Source organism: Tenuifilum sp., from assembly GCF_037481895.1.
Classification (GTDB): domain Bacteria; phylum Bacteroidota; class Bacteroidia; order Bacteroidales; family Tenuifilaceae; genus Tenuifilum; species Tenuifilum osseticum.
On the sequence record NZ_JBBFKU010000006.1, the window covers coordinates 65059 to 82309 of the forward strand.

Annotated in this window: 18 protein-coding genes and 5 tRNA genes; 1 reads left to right on the forward strand and 22 read right to left on the reverse strand. The window is 42.6% G+C overall.

Translation table 11 applies throughout. The features are described 5' to 3' along the window. Window positions 1–23: 23 nt before the first annotated feature. From rplL to tamL, 20 genes are all read right to left on the reverse strand, one after another. On the reverse strand, window positions 24–404 hold the full coding sequence (rplL, locus tag WHS63_RS02965; RefSeq protein ID WP_445199659.1) for a 50S ribosomal protein L7/L12: 381 nt from the start codon (window positions 402–404) through the stop codon (window positions 24–26). Between the two features lie 35 nt (window positions 405–439). Continuing rightward, the gene (gene rplJ, locus WHS63_RS02970) at window positions 440–967 is read right to left on the reverse strand and encodes a 50S ribosomal protein L10 (protein WP_445203826.1); all 528 of its coding nucleotides are present in this window, start codon (window positions 965–967) and stop codon (window positions 440–442) included. 26 nt (window positions 968–993) lie between these two features. Then, window positions 994–1695, reverse strand: coding sequence for a 50S ribosomal protein L1 (gene rplA / locus WHS63_RS02975; RefSeq protein ID WP_369489631.1), 702 nt, complete (start codon window positions 1693–1695; stop codon window positions 994–996). 20 nt (window positions 1696–1715) lie between these two features. After that, window positions 1716–2156: a 50S ribosomal protein L11 gene (gene rplK, locus WHS63_RS02980; RefSeq protein WP_445199661.1), complete on the reverse strand. Its 441-nt coding sequence runs from the start codon at window positions 2154–2156 to the stop codon at window positions 1716–1718. Between the two features lie 21 nt (window positions 2157–2177). Continuing rightward, window positions 2178–2726, reverse strand: a complete 549-nt coding sequence (gene nusG, locus WHS63_RS02985) for a transcription termination/antitermination protein NusG (protein ID WP_445200606.1) — start codon at window positions 2724–2726, stop codon at window positions 2178–2180. A gap of 28 nt (window positions 2727–2754) precedes the next feature. Continuing rightward, on the reverse strand, window positions 2755–2946 hold the full coding sequence (gene secE, locus WHS63_RS02990; protein WP_369489628.1) for a preprotein translocase subunit SecE: 192 nt from the start codon (window positions 2944–2946) through the stop codon (window positions 2755–2757). Between the two features lie 19 nt (window positions 2947–2965). Next, window positions 2966–3038: transfer RNA gene (locus WHS63_RS02995), tRNA-Trp, on the reverse strand. 48 nt (window positions 3039–3086) lie between these two features. Next, window positions 3087–4277: an elongation factor Tu gene (tuf, locus tag WHS63_RS03000; protein WP_445203827.1), complete on the reverse strand. Its 1191-nt coding sequence runs from the start codon at window positions 4275–4277 to the stop codon at window positions 3087–3089. Between the two features lie 66 nt (window positions 4278–4343). Further along, window positions 4344–4415, reverse strand: a tRNA-Thr gene (locus WHS63_RS03005). A gap of 10 nt (window positions 4416–4425) precedes the next feature. Next, a tRNA-Gly gene (locus tag WHS63_RS03010) sits at window positions 4426–4498 on the reverse strand. Between the two features lie 40 nt (window positions 4499–4538). Further along, window positions 4539–4621 (reverse strand) — tRNA-Tyr (locus tag WHS63_RS03015). 16 nt (window positions 4622–4637) lie between these two features. Beyond that, a tRNA-Thr gene (locus tag WHS63_RS03020) sits at window positions 4638–4711 on the reverse strand. Window positions 4712–4930: 219 nt separating this feature from the next. Continuing rightward, window positions 4931–5230, reverse strand: coding sequence for a ribosome hibernation-promoting factor, HPF/YfiA family (gene hpf, locus WHS63_RS03025; RefSeq protein WP_445203828.1), 300 nt, complete (start codon window positions 5228–5230; stop codon window positions 4931–4933). 20 nt (window positions 5231–5250) lie between these two features. Beyond that, window positions 5251–6135, reverse strand: coding sequence for a tyrosine-type recombinase/integrase (locus WHS63_RS03030; RefSeq protein WP_445203829.1), 885 nt, complete (start codon window positions 6133–6135; stop codon window positions 5251–5253). An 89-nt stretch (window positions 6136–6224) separates the two neighbouring features. Further along, the gene (gene rpsU, locus WHS63_RS03035) at window positions 6225–6416 is read right to left on the reverse strand and encodes a 30S ribosomal protein S21 (protein ID WP_369489624.1); all 192 of its coding nucleotides are present in this window, start codon (window positions 6414–6416) and stop codon (window positions 6225–6227) included. Between the two features lie 109 nt (window positions 6417–6525). Then, the gene (locus WHS63_RS03040) at window positions 6526–7431 is read right to left on the reverse strand and encodes a ComEA family DNA-binding protein (RefSeq protein ID WP_445203830.1); all 906 of its coding nucleotides are present in this window, start codon (window positions 7429–7431) and stop codon (window positions 6526–6528) included. A 68-nt stretch (window positions 7432–7499) separates the two neighbouring features. Next, the gene (locus WHS63_RS03045) at window positions 7500–8960 is read right to left on the reverse strand and encodes an alanine/glycine:cation symporter family protein (protein WP_445203831.1); all 1461 of its coding nucleotides are present in this window, start codon (window positions 8958–8960) and stop codon (window positions 7500–7502) included. A gap of 9 nt (window positions 8961–8969) precedes the next feature. Next, window positions 8970–10331, reverse strand: a complete 1362-nt coding sequence (locus tag WHS63_RS03050) for a sodium-dependent transporter (protein WP_445203832.1) — start codon at window positions 10329–10331, stop codon at window positions 8970–8972. A 134-nt stretch (window positions 10332–10465) separates the two neighbouring features. After that, entirely contained in the window at window positions 10466–11524 is a 1059-nt protein-coding gene (locus WHS63_RS03055) for a class I fructose-bisphosphate aldolase (protein ID WP_445203833.1), read from the reverse strand. A 68-nt stretch (window positions 11525–11592) separates the two neighbouring features. Further along, entirely contained in the window at window positions 11593–13965 is a 2373-nt protein-coding gene (gene tamL, locus WHS63_RS03060; protein ID WP_445203834.1) for a translocation and assembly module lipoprotein TamL, read from the reverse strand. Window positions 13966–14165: 200 nt separating this feature from the next. Between tamL and WHS63_RS03065 the strand changes: the two genes are divergently transcribed. Beyond that, window positions 14166–14915 carry a TrmH family RNA methyltransferase gene (locus WHS63_RS03065; RefSeq protein ID WP_445203835.1) on the forward strand — a complete coding sequence of 250 codons (750 nt, stop codon included), beginning with the start codon at window positions 14166–14168 and terminating at the stop codon, window positions 14913–14915. A 2-nt stretch (window positions 14916–14917) separates the two neighbouring features. Here the strand turns inward: WHS63_RS03065 and WHS63_RS03070 are convergent, their stop codons facing one another. Continuing rightward, the gene (locus WHS63_RS03070) at window positions 14918–16255 is read right to left on the reverse strand and encodes a hypothetical protein (protein WP_445203836.1); all 1338 of its coding nucleotides are present in this window, start codon (window positions 16253–16255) and stop codon (window positions 14918–14920) included. A 4-nt stretch (window positions 16256–16259) separates the two neighbouring features. Next, entirely contained in the window at window positions 16260–17243 is a 984-nt protein-coding gene (locus WHS63_RS03075) for a M15 family metallopeptidase (protein WP_445203837.1), read from the reverse strand. Window positions 17244–17251: the final 8 nt, after the last annotated feature.

The window sequence follows — 17251 nt, forward strand, 5'->3', positions numbered from 1 at the left end:
CTTAGAACCACTATAGGTTAGGACTATTTAAGTTCAACTTCTGCTCCTGCCTCTTCAAGTTGTGCTTTTAATGATTCAGCTTCTTCTTTAGAAACACCTTCCTTAACGGCCTTAGGAGCAGCATCAACTAGATCCTTAGCTTCCTTTAGACCAAGACCGGTAAGTTCCTTTACAAGCTTAACAACCTGCAATTTAGCACCGCCAGCTGACTTAAGAATAACGTCAAACTGAGTTTTTTCAGCAGCAGCAGCACCTTCGCCACCAGCAGCGGGAGCAGCAGCAACAGCTACAGCTGCAGCAGCAGGTTCAATACCATACTCTTCCTTGAGTATTTTAGCCAATTCGTTAACTTCCTTTACTGAGAGGTTAACCAAATCTTCTGCAAATTTTCTAAGATCTGCCATTTTAGTAAGTGTTTAATTTGTTCTCAAAATAATTTTTACTTTTCCCTTTCAGAGAGTGTTTTGATAACACCCGATAATTTTTGACCGCCAGATTGTAGCGAACCGATAACGTTCTTTGCGGGCGACTGGAGTAGTGCAATAACGTCGGCAATAAGCTCGTTCTTGCTCTTCAGGGTTGCCAGCACTTCAAGTTGACTCTCGCCAACATATATCGATTCTTCAACATAGGCAGCCTTAAATAGAGGCTTTGGATGAGCCTTGCGAAAATCCTTGATAAGCTTAGCCGGAACATTACCTGTTTCGGTAAACATTACTGAGGTTGAGCCTTTCAATGCTTCAAAGATTGGCGAGAAATCAGTTGATTTGCCGCTTCTCTCAAGGGCTTTCTTCAGCAATGTGTTCTTAACCACTACCAGCTTTACCTTTTTCTCAAAGCAGGTCTTACGTAACTTGTGAGTTACCTCTGCGTTAAGTTCCGAGGTATCGGTAAGGTAAAAATGGGGGTACTGGTTAATTTGCTCGGTCAGCTTATCAATCAGTGCGTTTTTATCTTCCCTTCTCATAACAAATTGGGTCTGTGTAAACGTTATTAATTCGAAGCCGTGAGCGACTTGGTGTCAATAGCAATACCGGGGCTCATGGTAGTGGAAAGGTATACACTCTTAATGTAGGTACCTTTAGCCGACGTAGGTTTGAGCTTAATGATGGTATTGATAAACTCAAGCGCATTATCAACAATCTTGTCAGGCTCGAATGAAATTTTTCCGATTGATGAGTGGACTATACCAAACTTGTCAACCTTAAAGTCAATCTTACCCTGCTTTACCTCCTTAACAGCCTTTTCAACTTCCATGGTAACCGTACCACTCTTGGGGTTTGGCATCAAACCGCGGGGGCCAAGAATACGTCCTAAAGGACCTAGCTTAGCCATAACCGAGGGCATGGTAATAATAACATCCACATCGGTCCATCCGCCCTTGATCTTCTCGATGTAATCGTCAAGGCCTACGTAGTCGGCGCCAGCCTGGCGAGCAGCCTCCTCCTTATCGGGAGTACAGAGTACCAGAACGCGAACGTTCTTACCGGTACCATGCGGAAGGGTTACCACACCACGAACCATCTGGTTGGCCTTACGGGGGTCAACCCCTAGGCGAATATCAATATCAACCGATGCATCGAACTTGGTGTATGTAATTTCCTTCAACAGTGCGGCTGCTTCCGATAGCTTGTAAGTCTTACCGGGCTCTACTTTCGACAGAGCAAGCTTCCTGTTTTTTGTCAGTTTAGTCATTGCGCAAATGAGGTTAAATGTTAATTCCCCGGAAACTCTCCGGTAACAGTGATACCCATGCTGCGGGCTGTACCTGCCACCATCTTCATTGCTGATTCAATGGTAAAACAGTTCAGATCCTGCATCTTTTCCTGGGCAATTTGTCGAACTTGCTCCCAGGTTACAGAGGCAACCTTTTTCCTGTTTGGCTCAGCCGATCCCTTTTGTTGCTTGGTTATCTCAAGCAAAGTTACGGATACCGGTGGGGTTTTTACGACAAAATCGAACGATTTGTCGGTATAATATGTAATAACCACAGGTAGAACCTTGCCTGCCTGTGCTTGAGTTCTGGCATTGAATTGCTTGCAGAACTCCATAATATTTACCCCCTTGGAGCCAAGAGCAGGACCAATGGGTGGTGATGGGTTAGCAGCACCACCTTTAATCTGGAGTTTAATAAATCCAGCTACTTCTTTAGCCATAGTGCGTTTGCTCTTTAATTATTACTCCTTTTCAACTTGCATAAAACTTAACTCCAGTGGAGTTTTACGGCCGAAGATTTTCACCATAACCTTCAGCTTCTTCTTCTCTTCGTTAACCTCCTCAATTACTCCAGAAAAGGAATTGAATGGTCCATCAATTACTTTTACTGTTTCACCTACGTAGAATGGAACATTCAACTCTTCCTCGCTGTCCACCAGCTCATCAACCTTGCCAAGTATTCGGTTAACCTCAGCTTGGCGCAGAGGGATTGGATCGCCGGTTTTGGGGTCACCTAAAAAACCAAGGACATTGGGAATGTTTCGTAGGATGTGAGGAATTTCACCTACCAGTGCAGCTTCAATAAGAACGTAGCCAGGGTAGTAAATCCTTTCCTTGCTGATCTTTTTGCCATTTCGAATCTGGTAAACTTTCTCAGTAGGAATAAGAACCTGAGAGATAAAGTCGTCAAGCTTCAAACGTTTAATTTCGTTTTCCACCAGCTCCTTTACCTTCTTCTCCTTACCACCAATGGCCCTAAGAACATACCATTTTTTAACATTCTCTTCCATTACAGCTCCTTCTTAGGCCGTTCTATTGTTAGCTAAGTACACGGTAAACAAACTCCATCAATCTTTCGAATGAGAAGTCCATAACGAAGACAACCAGTGCGATTAAAAGGGAAGCAATCATAACAATTAATGCACTGGACTGAAGTTCTTTCCATGTTGGCCACGAAACTTTTTGCACCATCTCGGTGTAAACGTCGTGCAAGTACTGTGTAATTTTCATGTCAACAGTTTGTGTTTAGCACGGGTGGAGAGACTCGAACTCCCAGCCAATGGTTTTGGAGACCACTACTCTACCAATTGAGCTACACCCGTGTGAGAAACCGAACGGATTCCGTTGAACCCGTTCGGGGTTTTATTGAATTACTCAATAATGTCAATTACCTGACCGGCACCAACAGTCCTACCACCTTCGCGGATAGCAAAGCGTAGGTTCTTGTTGATAGCAACTGGGTAGATAAGTTCTACGGTGATAGTTACGTTATCGCCAGGCATTACCATTTCAACGCCTTCGGGAAGCAAAATTTCACCGGTTACGTCGAGGGTACGTAGGTAGAACTGAGGACGGTAGTGGTTGTGGAAAGGAGTGTGACGACCACCTTCTTCTTTCTTCAACACGTAAACCTCAGCTTTGAACTTGGTATGAGGAGTAATAGAGCCTGGTTTAGCAATAACCATACCACGCTTGATATCCTTCTTGTCAATACCACGGAGTAGTAGACCTACGTTGTCGCCAGCTTCACCCTGATCAAGGATTTTACGGAACATTTCAACACCGGTAACTACTGACTTCATAGGCTTGTCGTTGGTTAAACCTACGATTTCAACTTCGTCGCCAGTGTGGATAACGCCAGTTTCAATTCTACCGGTAGCAACAGTACCACGACCAGTGATTGAGAATACGTCCTCAACAGGCATTAGGAATGGCTTTTCGTTGTCACGTGGAGGAATGGGAATGTACTCATCAACAGCTTTCATGAGTTCCATTACCTTTTCAACCCACTGAGCCTCACCGTTTAGGGCACCAAGAGCTGAACCACGGATAACGGGTACGTTATCGCCATCGAACTGGTAGAAGCTTAGGAGCTCACGTACTTCCATTTCAACGAGGTCGAGCATTTCAGCATCGTCAACCATGTCGCACTTGTTCAGGAACACAACGATCTTAGGAACGTTTACCTGACGAGCGAGTAGGATGTGCTCACGGGTTTGAGGCATAGGACCATCAGTAGCAGCTACAACAAGGATAGCACCGTCCATCTGGGCAGCACCAGTAACCATGTTCTTAACATAGTCAGCGTGACCAGGACAGTCAACGTGAGCGTAGTGACGGTTCTCAGTTTGATACTCAACGTGAGCGGTGTTAATGGTAATACCGCGCTCTTTTTCTTCTGGAGCGTTGTCGATAGAGTCGAATGAACGGAATTCGGAAAGACCCTTTTCAGCTAATACCTTGGTAATAGCAGCGGTAAGGGTAGTCTTACCATGGTCAACGTGGCCAATGGTACCGATGTTCACGTGCGGTTTCGACCTATCAAATTTTTCTTTAGCCATAGTTTTCTGGTATTAATTTAAAATTAGTATTAAAAACTTGATTGTCTTATACAACACAAAAAGTTGAGCCGATGACGAGAATTGAACTCGTGACCCCTTCCTTACCAAGGAAGTGCTCTACCTCTGAGCTACATCGGCTTACAGGTAGAGCGGGAGACGAGACTCGAACCCGCGACCCTCAGCTTGGAAGGCTGATGCTCTACCGACTGAGCTACTCCCGCATGCCACCAACCCGGCAGGACTGGTGTCAACCCTGTTTTGTGGGGAGAGCAGGATTCGAACCTACGAAGGCATAAGCCAGCAGATTTACAGTCTGCCCCAGTTGGCCACTTTGGTATCTCCCCAACCTGTTTTGCTTTGAGCCGATGGAGGGATTCGAACCCCCGACCAGCTGATTACAAATCAGCTGCTCTGGCCAACTGAGCTACATCGGCAATCAAAGTGTTTTTGCACTATTTTAAGGAACGTTTACCTCCTGAAATCGGATTGCAAATGTATAACAATTTTAATTATCTGCAAAAATTTTTATCTTTTTATGTAACCTTTTTTAGTACAATTTTCATAATCCATCTGTCTGTTTTGACCTGTTACAGCAAAAAATGAAGCCCTTTCGGGCTTCATCTGCTTTGTTTTTAGTCTATTTTTTGGGTTTGCTATACCCCTCTTAGCTTTTCCTTAAACTTTTTAACTTGACCCTTCAGCACATCAATACATAGGTCAGTAGCCTCTTCAAAGGTTTTCCCTTTACGTTGGGCAAACAAATCGTTGCCAGGCACCTTAAGGCGGAATTCAACAATCTTGTTTTCCATGTCCTGGCTATTTTCCAACTTTAGGAACACCTCGGTTTCCACGATGTTGTCAAAATAGCGCTCAAGTTTTGCTGCTTTCTTCTCAACGTAATCAAGAAGCTTCCTGTCAGCATCAAACTTGATGGATTGAATTTTAACGTTCATAATAAATCCTCCTTTTGGTTTTAGGCTCGTGGATGAGCCTGGTTATAATTGTTTTTAAGTTTTTCGAATGTGCTGTGGGTGTACACCTGGGTAGCCAGTAAGCTTGAGTGGCCAAGCAGCTCTTTGATGGCATTCAAATCGGCCCCCTTATTTAGCAAATGGGTTGCAAAGCTGTGCCTTAGCACGTGGGGGCTCCTTTTTTGAAGTGGTGTAATCAAGGTTAAGTAGTGGTTTACTACTCTGTATACGAGTTTTGGGTAAACCGGTTTACCTTTTGGCGTAACAAAAAAGCTAACAGTATCGGAAAATTTTTTGTTTCGTTCCTCAAGGTACTCCACAACCAAATCTTTAAGTTCCGGATGAATGGGAATGATACGTTCCTTGCTACCTTTCCCCATTACCTTAATGGTCATTGAATCCACATCGACCGATTGGAGGGTAAGCCCAACTAGTTCCGATAGGCGCATACCGGTAAAATAGAACATGGTTATTATTAGCCGGTTACGTAAGCCCTCAAAATCATCGCCAAACAGGTCGTTGGTATTAAGTTTTACCATGTCGGCTTCAGGGACAAACTCAGGTAGGCGCTTACTGGTTTTGGGCGAAACCACACGTTTCATGGGATTGTTTGCAATTACGCCTTGGCGTAATAGGTACTTAAAGAAAGTACGAAGCGATGAAAGCTTACGGTTAACCGAACGGGTTGATAGGCCTTGGCTAACTAAGCTCGACATCCATGCCCTGATAGTCCTATGGCTAATGTGTTCAATAGCTTCGGTACTTGCGGGATTGACTCCTGAATAGCTGAAGAAGGAATGCAGATCATCGCCATACGAGCGTATGGTGTGCGATGAGTAACCCTTCTCTATATCAAGGTATTTAAGAAATGAGGCCAGCATATCCATTGAATGCAATATAGTTTTTTTCAAGCTAAAAAGCAAAAAAAAAATCAGGCAAAAATAGCCTGATTACGCATTCAACTGAACATCAGCTTCTATTCTTCCTGCTGCTGTAACTTCTGAATGTAAATGGCTCTTTTGATCTGCTCCCTACGAGCAACCGAAGGTTTAACGTAAGCTTGACGGGAACGTAACTCCCTCATAATACCGGTTTTTTCAAACTTACGCTTGAATTTTTTTAGAGCTCTTTCAATATTTTCGCCTTCTTTAACTGGTACTATAATCATGTTTATCGAATTTTATGAGCTGCAAAATTATAATGTTTTGATTTTAATACAAAATATTTTAGTCTTTTTTTTGGAAATTATTCCAATTGTTTGTGAAGTATCAATTTTACTATAAATCAAGGTAATGTTTTAACTTTTCGAACCGGTCGCGGGGTAAAAGCTTGTTCTGCCATAGCTCATCAAGTGCTTTAATGGTACCTTTTTGTGAGCGGTAGTAAATAATTGCTTTAGCCTGATAATCGTTCACATAGGGATGAGTTCTCAGGTCATCGTACTTAATTAGATTTATGTTGATTTTTCGAATACGGGTTGTGTCAATATATATATTTGGCCTTAGCTGGTCAACCAGTTGCGGAGTAAATCCATAAACCTCGCCAAGCTGATCAATACTATAAAATCCACCGAGTAGGTTCCTGTAACCCACAATCCGCTTTGCGTAGTTACTTCCTATACCTTTAAGTTTTAGTAACGAGAGGGTATCGGCACCATTGAGCTCCACAAGAATGGACTTGGTATCAATAACCCTATCATGGCTAATAGTATCAGTAACCGGAGCTATACGTACCAGCGGCTTTAGCCTTGCCTTTGTAGCCGAGTCGATAACAAAAATTTTATCGATATCGTCAGGAGTCCTGAAACGCCCCCCTTTAGACCTATACTTAACAAGTACCTCGGCTTGCTTCCTGCTTAACCCCAATTCCATTAAGCTGTCGAGGCTTACGGTGTTGGGATCAAATAAAAATGATTTTTTAGTTCGGGGAAGTTCCATCTCGGCCTCAATACCCGAAGGGGGCTCAATAACTTTCTCGGGCTCATGGTACTGGAGGGTTAAAAAGAAGCTATCGGCTTTTTGAACAAGCATGGGATCGGGAGGGGAAACAACATTGAAATACTTTTTATACAGGTACGGAGCCACAGCAAAGAGCAAAAGTAATAGAACCAGAATAATGGTTCCATTTCGTTCGCCCCTTGAAAAGTATAAGAAGCTTTTAACGCTACCCCAAATCCGCTTCATTTTTAGCAACCAGTTCTACTAATACCAAATGTCGCGAAAAAAATGATAAAAGAAACAATAAGTTTACGCTACCTATACAATCTCCCTGTTTTCCATCTATTCCAGTAGCTATCCAAATCGGCCCGCACCTCTTTAGCCATAAAAATCATTCCAAGAATATTTGGGAAAGCCATCCCTAAGATCATCATATCGGAAAAATCCATGACAGCCCAAAGGTTCGAAGCGCTACCCACAACAATACAAAGTAAAAAAATGATGTAGTATAGCTTGGTAGATGCCTCAGGTACAGAAATAATCCCGTTCAAACGTTTCTCAAAAAGGTAGTTAAAGCCTTTGAGGCCATAGTATGACCAGCTGATCATGGTTGAAAAGGCGAATAGTAAGATAGCGATAGCCAGCAAATATGGGAACCAGGGTAATACAGTGGCAAATGCGGCTGAAGTTAGCTGGGCCCCCTGTAAACCAGTGTTGCTGCCGGCTAACCCTGTGAAATTTATGACCAATGCGGTCATGGTGCACACCACTACAGTATCGATAAATGGTTCAAGTAAGGCTACAATACCCTCGCTAACAGGCTCATCGGTTCGGGCAGTTGAATGCGCAATGGAAGCGGAACCTATCCCTGCCTCGTTGGAAAATGCTCCCCGTTGAAACCCAACAATAAACGCACCAAAAAAACCACCAGCAATGGATTTTAGTCCAAATGCCTGCACAATGATTTGACTGAAAACCTCCCCCACCCGGGAAATGTTTAGAAAAATAATTACCATGGATGCTGAAATGTAGAGGATAACCATGAAAGGAACTATCCGCGAGGCAACACTGGCAATGCTTTTTATTCCCCCCAGGACTACTAAACCCACCAGCAAGGCCATGGCAATACCAAAATAGGCTCCCTTGCCATTTAACCAGGGTATGATGAAAGCCATTTGCGAAAATGCCTGATTGGCCTGAAACATATTTCCACCGCCAAACGATGCACCAATTACTAAAACCGAAAAGGTTACTGCCAGTATGTTACCTAATGTTTTCATGTTACGCTTGGCAAGCCCTTGGCTCAAGTAGTACATGGGCCCTCCCGATACCCTACCCTTTGAGTCAATCAATCTATACTTTTGCCCTAGCGTGCACTCGGTAAACTTAAGCGACATGCCCAGCAGCCCAGCCATTATCATCCAGAATGTTGCCCCGGGCCCCCCAACGCTTATGGCAACAGCAACACCCGCAATATTTCCCAAACCAACAGTTGCTGAAAGAGCGGTTGTTAAGGCTTGAAAATGGGATACCTCTCCCTTTTTGCTATTCTTATCGAGCCTACCCGAGGTAATTTCGATTGAATGCCAAAAAGCCCGGATGTTGATAAATCCCATGCGGAAAGTAAAATAAACTCCCCAAACCATTAGCCACATTACTACAAAGGGAAACCGAAAACCTATTTCAACCCCAAAAGATCTAAACGGGTCCCAGAACAGAAAACTTGATAGTACCCTGACCAGTGGCTCAAATATGGAATTAATTAGCTCATCCATTCCATTAGTCTATCCAAGTGAACCGTAAAATACTGAATAGATAAAAATGGCAGCTATGGCTAACGGTGCAATAAAACGAACTACAAAACGGTATACAGGGAAGTAACCTGCCTTTAGTTCACCTCCATTTGAAATCTCATCGAATAATGTTGATTTTTTTAGATACCACCCAACAAAAATCACTATTAGCATTCCTCCGAGTGGAAGTAAGATGTTAGAGGCCAGAAAATCGAGCATATCGAAAATGGTTTTGCCCGAGAGCCTGATATTACTCAAAGGCCCAAACGACAGTGATGCCAAAATACCCAAAACCGATATGGAAACCGAAGCTAAAATGGTTGCCTTAAGGCGAGTGATACGCAACTCCTCCGAGAAATATGCCACAACCACTTCAAGCACCGATACCGTTGAAGTTAACGCAGCTACAGCAAGTAAAATGAAAAAAATAAGCCCAAAAAGATTCCCCATTGGTATGTGGCTAAAAATCTCGGGTAGGGTTATAAAAACCAAACTTGGACCTGCAGTAGGTTCAATGTTAAAAGCAAATACAGCAGGAAATATTACAACTCCTGCTAATACTGCAACAAATGTATCGGCTAATGATACGTTTAATGCCGTTCTACCTAAATTGTCAGTTTTTCGGAAGTATGAAGCATAAGTAATTAAAGCACCCATTCCAAGACTAAGTGAGAAAAAAGCCTGCCCCATGGCAAATAGAAATGTCTTTATGGTTACCTTGGAAAAGTCGGGCTTAAACAGGAACGCCAATCCTTTTAATGCATTGGGTAAGGTAATAGATCGTACACATAGTATTAAAAGAAAAACTACTAGCAATGGCATTAAGAACTTGTTATATTTCTCAATGCCATTTTTTATTCCTCCAATTACAATATATGCAGTAAGTGCCATAAATACTAACTGCCAGATAATGGGACGAACAGGATGAACCAAAAAATTTTGAAAAGCATCACCCAGTTGCTGCGTTGTTTGATTACCAAATCCAACAGATACTGATTTTACTATATACTCCAGTGTCCAACCAGCCACAGCACTATAAAACGATAAGATTACGAAGGCGGCCACCACCCCCATTATACCCACAAAATACCATGGAGTGCCAGGCGAAATTGCCTTAAATGAACCAAATACATTGCGCTGACCACGCCTGCCAATTGAAAATTCAGATATCATAACAGGGATTCCCAATAGGAACACAAACAGAAGATAGATAAGCAAAAAAGCTCCTCCTCCATTCTGCCCTGTTATATATGGGAACTTCCAAATGTTTCCTAATCCTACTGCCGAGCCGGCAGCGGCTGCAATAATACCAAATTTGCTTCCAAAGCTATCGCGATTATTAGAAACTGACATAGGTTTTGAGTTTAGGTTTAGGTTATAAATTTTGGCGCACCAATTTGGAAAAAAATGGACACTAAAACAAGTGTTAGCGTAAAAAAAGCCCATCCCGGACTCCAGAATGGGCAATGTTTTGCAAAAAGCATTTGTTAAGCTATGTCGACCTTACTTTCAAGGTAAACATCCTGTATGGCATTCAGAATTTTAATACCCTCATCCATAGGGCGTTGAAAAGCTTTGCGACCGCTAATGAGTCCCATTCCACCTGCACGTTTATTAACTACAGCGGTATAAACAGCCTCGGCCAAATCGCTTGCTCCCGAGGAGGCACCACCCGAGTTAATTAAACCAGCCCGTCCGTTATAGCAACCTACTACCTGGTAGCGGGTCAAATCGATGGGATGATCGGTAGTTAGCTGTGAGTAAACCTTATCGTGGGTTTTACCGAAGTTTATAGCTTTAAAGCCACCATTATTCTCAGGGGCTTTCTGTTTAATAATATCGGCCTGAATGGTAACCCCCAAATGGTTTGCCTGGCTGGTTAAGTCGGCAGCTACATGGTAGTCCACGCCATCTTTTTTGAAACCATTGTTTCGCAGGTAGCACCAAAGAACGGTAGCCATTCCCAACTCATGGGCACGCTCAAACGCCTGGGCAACTTCAATGATTTGCCGGTTGCTCTCCTCGGAACCAAAATATATTGTAGCCCCAACTGCTACTGCACCTAGGTTCCATGCCTCATCAACCGATCCAAACATAATCTGATCGTACTTATTGGGATAGGTAAGCAGCTCGTTATGGTTAATCTTTACAATAAAAGGTATGCGGTGGGCATATTTACGGGCTACCGATGCCAGCACCCCAAATGTTGAAGCAACCGCATTAGCACCACCCTCAATGGCCAACTTAACAATGTTTTCAGGATCAAAGTATATGGGATTTGGGGCGAACGATGCACCTGCACTATGTTCAATTCCCTGATCAACAGGCAGGATTGACAGGTAGCCTGTACCAGCCAGGCGTCCATGGTTGAACATAGCCTGCAAGCTTCGCATTACCTGTGGTGATCGGTTGCTGTGATAAACCACTCGCTCCATGAAGTCGGGGCCGGGAAGGTGAAGCATCTCCTTCGATACGGTATTGCACTTATGTTCAAGAAGATAATTGGCATTATCGCCAAGCAGCTCTACTATTTTATCGTAGTTCATAGATTTAGAATTTAATCGTTTCTATACAAACCTACGATAAATATTGATTTAAGTCAAGTAGGGTAAAGCTAAAACGGATATCCAATACCAAAGTTAAAGGTTATATCGCTGATGCTAAATTTTCGGTTAAGGGGAACCCAGGGTTTGTAGGGCTCGTTCGGATTTATTGCCGGATCGAATATCTTATAACCAAAATCGGTTCGTAAAATAAAGAAACCCAAATTCATCCTTATCCCCAATCCGCTACCAATAGCAATCTGTTCATAGAATTTATTCCATTCAAAGGTAGCCCCTGTCCTATCGTCAAGTCCGGGCATCGACCAAATATTGCCGCAGTCGATAAACATAGCCCCTTCCAGCTTCCAAACCATACGGAAGCGGTACTCAAAATTTGCTTCCAGCTTTATATCGGCAGTGCGGTTTGGGAAGCGCTCAGCGGGTTGATAGTATGAGCCTGGGCCTAATGAGCGCGCCTGCCATGCTCGTACGCCATTGGCGCCACCCGTAAAGAAGCGCTTTTCAAAGGGCAATGCCCTTGAGTTTCCGTAAGGATAACCAACCCCAATGTACAAACGATATGCAAAGGAGTTGTTCTCATCGGCAACCTGATGGTATGTGAGATTTATATCGCTCCGAACAAACTGTGAGAACTCGGTATTGAAAAACGTATACGCCCCGTTTGAATTTTTTGGTCTATCGCTCAGCTTCGATATTGCTTGAAGAGCGTTCCCGGACACTTCAAGATTAAAGCGAATGTAGCTGTAGCTGCTTGCCTTTTTAACGTTTTGGTTACTGTAAACCAGGTTGTAGCTTGAAACTGTCACTATTTGGCTTATGTAGCTGTATTTAAGAAAGGTGGTATCAATCTGAGCCTGAAACTCTGGACTAATCTTTTGAATTGAAATGGCATTTAGCTCAATTGGGTTAAGGGTATGTAGCATAAAGCGTGAGCTTTTCCAAACATAACCGAACTGTAACCCGGCTATCATACGGGTGTACTCAGGGCGGCGCTGAAAGCTGTACGAGGCAGTAAGCTGGGTGTTAGGAGCATATTTATCGACCCTAACATGCGAAGTGTAAGGCCCTATGTACTTTGGGGTAGTAAGCCCCATTGAACCTCCAAGCTCAAGGGTATTATTCAGGTTGATTTTTTGCTGGGCGGTTTCAACAAGTCCTCGGAACTTAATATCAAATACCTCTGCGCCTTTAAATAGGTTTTTATGCTGGTAGTTTAACGTGCCCTCAGCGCCAAGCGATCCGCTAGTATTTGTTCCTACCAACTCCACCTGATAGCTCTGCAGGGTATGCGGAACCAGCTGAATATAACAGTTAAGATACCCAAACTCCTCCGATTCAGAGCCTGAATCTATATCAGAGAAATCAATTTCACCGGTTTGTTTCTTTGCTTCTACTTCTTCCAGTTCAATATTAACAAACTTAAATAACCTAATTTGACTCAGATTCTGCTGAGTTCTGTTGACTTGGTCAACAGAATACATTTCGTTTGGTTTTAACTGGTTAAATGCCTCAATTACATCGAGCTTCACACCCGGGTTCTGGTGAAAAACATAGTACACGTTAGCCCTACAAATTGTATCAAGCTCACCATTATCACGGTACGAGCTAAACCTGAATGGGTCATAGTTCGGATAAATAAAAACATTCCGAAACTTGTATCGCTTAAACCTTATGGGTTTCAGTTTCCCATTCTCATCGGCCCGAAGTGGATTTTTTATTATAAGGTTAAGGTCAACCCTGTTGTTCCTGAAGTTAGTATCGGCTGTAAAGGTTATGAAATTCTTACTAAAAGTGAAGTAGCCATTTCGTTTTAGCATTGTTTCAATTCGCTCCCTTTCGGTCTGGAGCATATCCACATCAAATAAATCGTTTCTTTTAATTATCCTGTTCACGGTATCGGCCAACACAAGCTGGCGGATAAGGGTATCCTCAATGAAATAGCCAACTCTCCTCACCTTATAGGGCAAATTAGGATGGATGGTATAAAAAACATCGGCCTTTTTCCCATGAATCCAAACCGAATCGGTTACCACTGCATTGTAGTAGCCCTTACTTTGAAGGTAAAGTTTGATATTTCTTGAGCTTCCTGAAACTGCATTACTATCGAAAAGTACTGGATCTTCACCAATGGTTCTTAGCCCACTGTTAAGCCAACCCGATTTTCGGGGATTTGATAGGCTATAAACCCTTAGGTGGAACCTAAATCCCAGTATCTTCTTATTTGGCTTTTGCTTTACATAAGGTAATAAATCGTCGGGTTTTACCTGCTTTGAACTCGTTTTTATTTGTACTTTGTTGAGCAAGTGCATATTTTCCGGCACATGCTTGGTTACGGAACAACCTGTAACTAATAAAAGGGAGGAAAAATACAGTATATACCTTAAAGGCCAACTAATTTTCTGAAAACTGAAAGTCACAGGCATAATCAGAGTTAGGTATTATGAACTATACAAATGTAATTATAACAGCAATTCGCTATCTATTTTTTACAGCAATAGTTATCGATTTATGACCAAATTCATCAAAATCAGGGCCAAAATAAAATTCGCACATGGGATGCTAAGAATTTGAAAATGCTGATAGTATTAGAAAAATGTTTTATTTTGCCCTAAAATTCAGGTAAATGTTATCAAGAAATAGCATTAAAAGGTTAAAATCGTTACAACAGAAAAAATTCAGGAATGAGCTTGGCCTTTTTATAGCCGAAGGTACTAAACTTGTAGATGAGCTCATCAGTAGCAATTTTGAAATTGAGGAAATATATCATACCGAGCAATATTTAGTAACAAATGTTAATTGCTTGGTATACACAGTAAGTCAGTCCGAAATGGAACGGATAAGCGGGCTTGTTACACCAAGCCCAGTGCTTGCCGTAGTTCGTTTCCCAACATATACACTGGATGTTGACCCAAGTAAAGAGCTGGTTCTTGCCCTAGATACCATTCAGGACCCGGGTAACATGGGCACCATAATTAGGCTAGCCGATTGGTTTGGGATTGATAATATTGTTTGCTCCCATGGATGCACCGATGCCTTTGCACCAAAAGCCATTCAGGCAACCATGGGTGCCATAGCCCATGTTAAGGTTCATTATACCGATCTGATTACCTGGCTTAGCCAGCAAACTGTAAACTGCCCAATTTTTGGTGCATGTATGGATGGTGAAAATATTTACAAGGCAAAGAAAGAACATGCAGGTATTATTGTAATGGGTAACGAGGGTAACGGCATCAGCCCCGCTGTTGACAAGCTAATCACACATCGTATACACATACCAACATTCGCTAGGGGGCGCCAGAAAGTAGAATCGTTGAATGTAGCCATGGCTACAGCCATAATACTTTCAGAATTTAAAGGGGCATTACATCGATAAACCTACCTGCGGAAGAATGGTAAAAGCCAGAAAATACATAATGCAGCTAAACCTACTAATATCAGGCTGCTTAAACCTTTACCAATTCCTCCTAAACCCCAGTCGGGTAAAAGATTTTTAATGCTAAAACTTTTGTAATAAGGCTGGGGTGCTTCCATGGTGGGGATAACCTCCCAGGGTAGCTGAACATCCCAATTGCCCACAACAAGTAATGGTAACAGAAATGTAAATTCAATTTGCTCGTCAAAGGTCTTTGCATTCCATAGTATTCCTGTTTTCCTTGCACCAATATTCTTTGAATGGATCTTAAAGTAGTACTTTCTGTTCCAAATGTTAAACCTCCTGTATTCTTCTAGTTTCTCGGCAAGTTGTAGTTCATCGCTATTCAAATCGTTTAGGTTTGCATTGGTTTCAAATGGGTCAAGGTAAAGGGGCGCAAGCATTCCCTTTTGGATGTTGATATGGATTTGATTTTCCTTTTCGGGCCGTTTAACCATCTCGTTACATACAATAGCCCCAACAGCAATATCGGGTCTTAAAGTTTGTTGATTATTCCCTTTAATGTACCAAGGCGATGCATTGGGGTTTACCTCAAGAATAAAGGTGATATCACCGTAACGGTGATTCATGTACTCCTCTTTATCCTTAAGGTCGTTTATACAAATCATTGGTCTGGTATCGGAATACCACTTACCCGGATATTTTTTTACTTTCATCGACTCATTGTCAGGACTAACCTGAGGTTTGTCCCTATCGCTTACTACCGTTAATGCAACCTTAAACTGGGTAAGCCAGAGCTGCATTTCAAAAACATTTAATTTTTTTCCGGTGCTATCGTAAACCGGCTTTCGGAATACCCTATAAGGGCGTGGTTTTGAGTTAATCCCCAAACCTGCCAACTTTTCCAAACCATTGAGTTCGGGTTGGTAAAAACCTACGGGGCCAACCCTCATTTCAATATCAGGTAATCCGTAAATAGGGTGATCGGGATCAAACAAAACGTAGTTGCAGCCGTAAGTGTAGTATGGTTTTCGGGATTCGGTACCATAAATACTATCGTGATGCTGAAGTCCAACTACAAGCACCTCAGCCCCCTCAAAGTTTGATGTAAAACACCTGCTGGGCGACTGCAATTCAATTTTGGATGTTGAAATAATTCCCTCTTCGCCCAGTCGGGTTAGCACACTATCCAACTGCTTTTGCTGCAGCTCAATGTATCTTTTAAACTCTGGGTTCGGTTTTTTGCTACAATGCTTATCGAACTCAATAATTACTCGGTAGGCAAACAGCAGCAAAACTATTGCTGCTAGAACAGTAAGCCACTTTGATGATTTTTGCATAAGGTTAAATTTTTACATATCCTTCGGAATCGACATTTGCATTGCTATGCATGTCGAGTAGTTTAGCAGTAGAAAAGCCGAAAGTTTTTTGCAGGTGCGGATAATCCTTAAACGATGCCCAATCGCCACCCCACTCCCAGCCATAGTGTTTAAATAGTGCAACAACCTCGTCCCAATCGGCTTTCTGGTTAAGGTTCAAATCGGCTGCCCGGTTCCAGGTGGCTTCACGTCCGTCGTTTGTTAACAAGCAAAAATCCAGAGCCAACCCATAGTTGTGATAGGATTGACCAGGTTTAGCCTTAGTTACTATACTACCAGGCTTGGTACGTCCAATGGCGTAAAGTGCTTCCTGCTCCTTGAAAGTGCGTAGGGTATCGGTTATTCTTACTGGTATTCTTTGTTTAACCAGTTCACGGTAAATCTGCTCCACTTCCTGCCTGAGCTTTGGATGGAGCATTTTGATTCGGTTGAGCGACAGTTTATCCTCCTTAACTTCGGGCTTAGCCTCAACTGGCAGGGTTACAGGCTGTTCCGAGGCTTTTTCAGCCACCTCAACCTCCTTCTGTTTTACCTCAAGCGTTTTGGCTTTTACATTTACCCTGCGGATGTTTTTCATTTCGAGGAGTATCTCAAGCAAATCGTGCCAGAACTTGCTTCCCCAGCTCAGGAAAAAGCCAGTAAATAAACATCCAATTATCCATGAATAACCAGTTGTTGGCGTTGTCCATCCAAAAGTTCCCTGGTTGATAATTGCAAAAAGATCAGCCTTAAGCGAAAATGATACTAACTCGCCAGAGATAAGGCTAATAGCGAAAATTCGGCGTTCACGCTTTTTCTCCATAATTGGATCATCCTCCTTATACCGAACATTACCTAGTCCCAGAAAGCCATCGGGTATAAACAGCTTTATCAGGTTTGTGATACGTTCGGCAATAAAACTTAACGGAAGTAGGATTGTTAGGAGAACAATTAGTGCATCGGTTTCCATAGGATTGT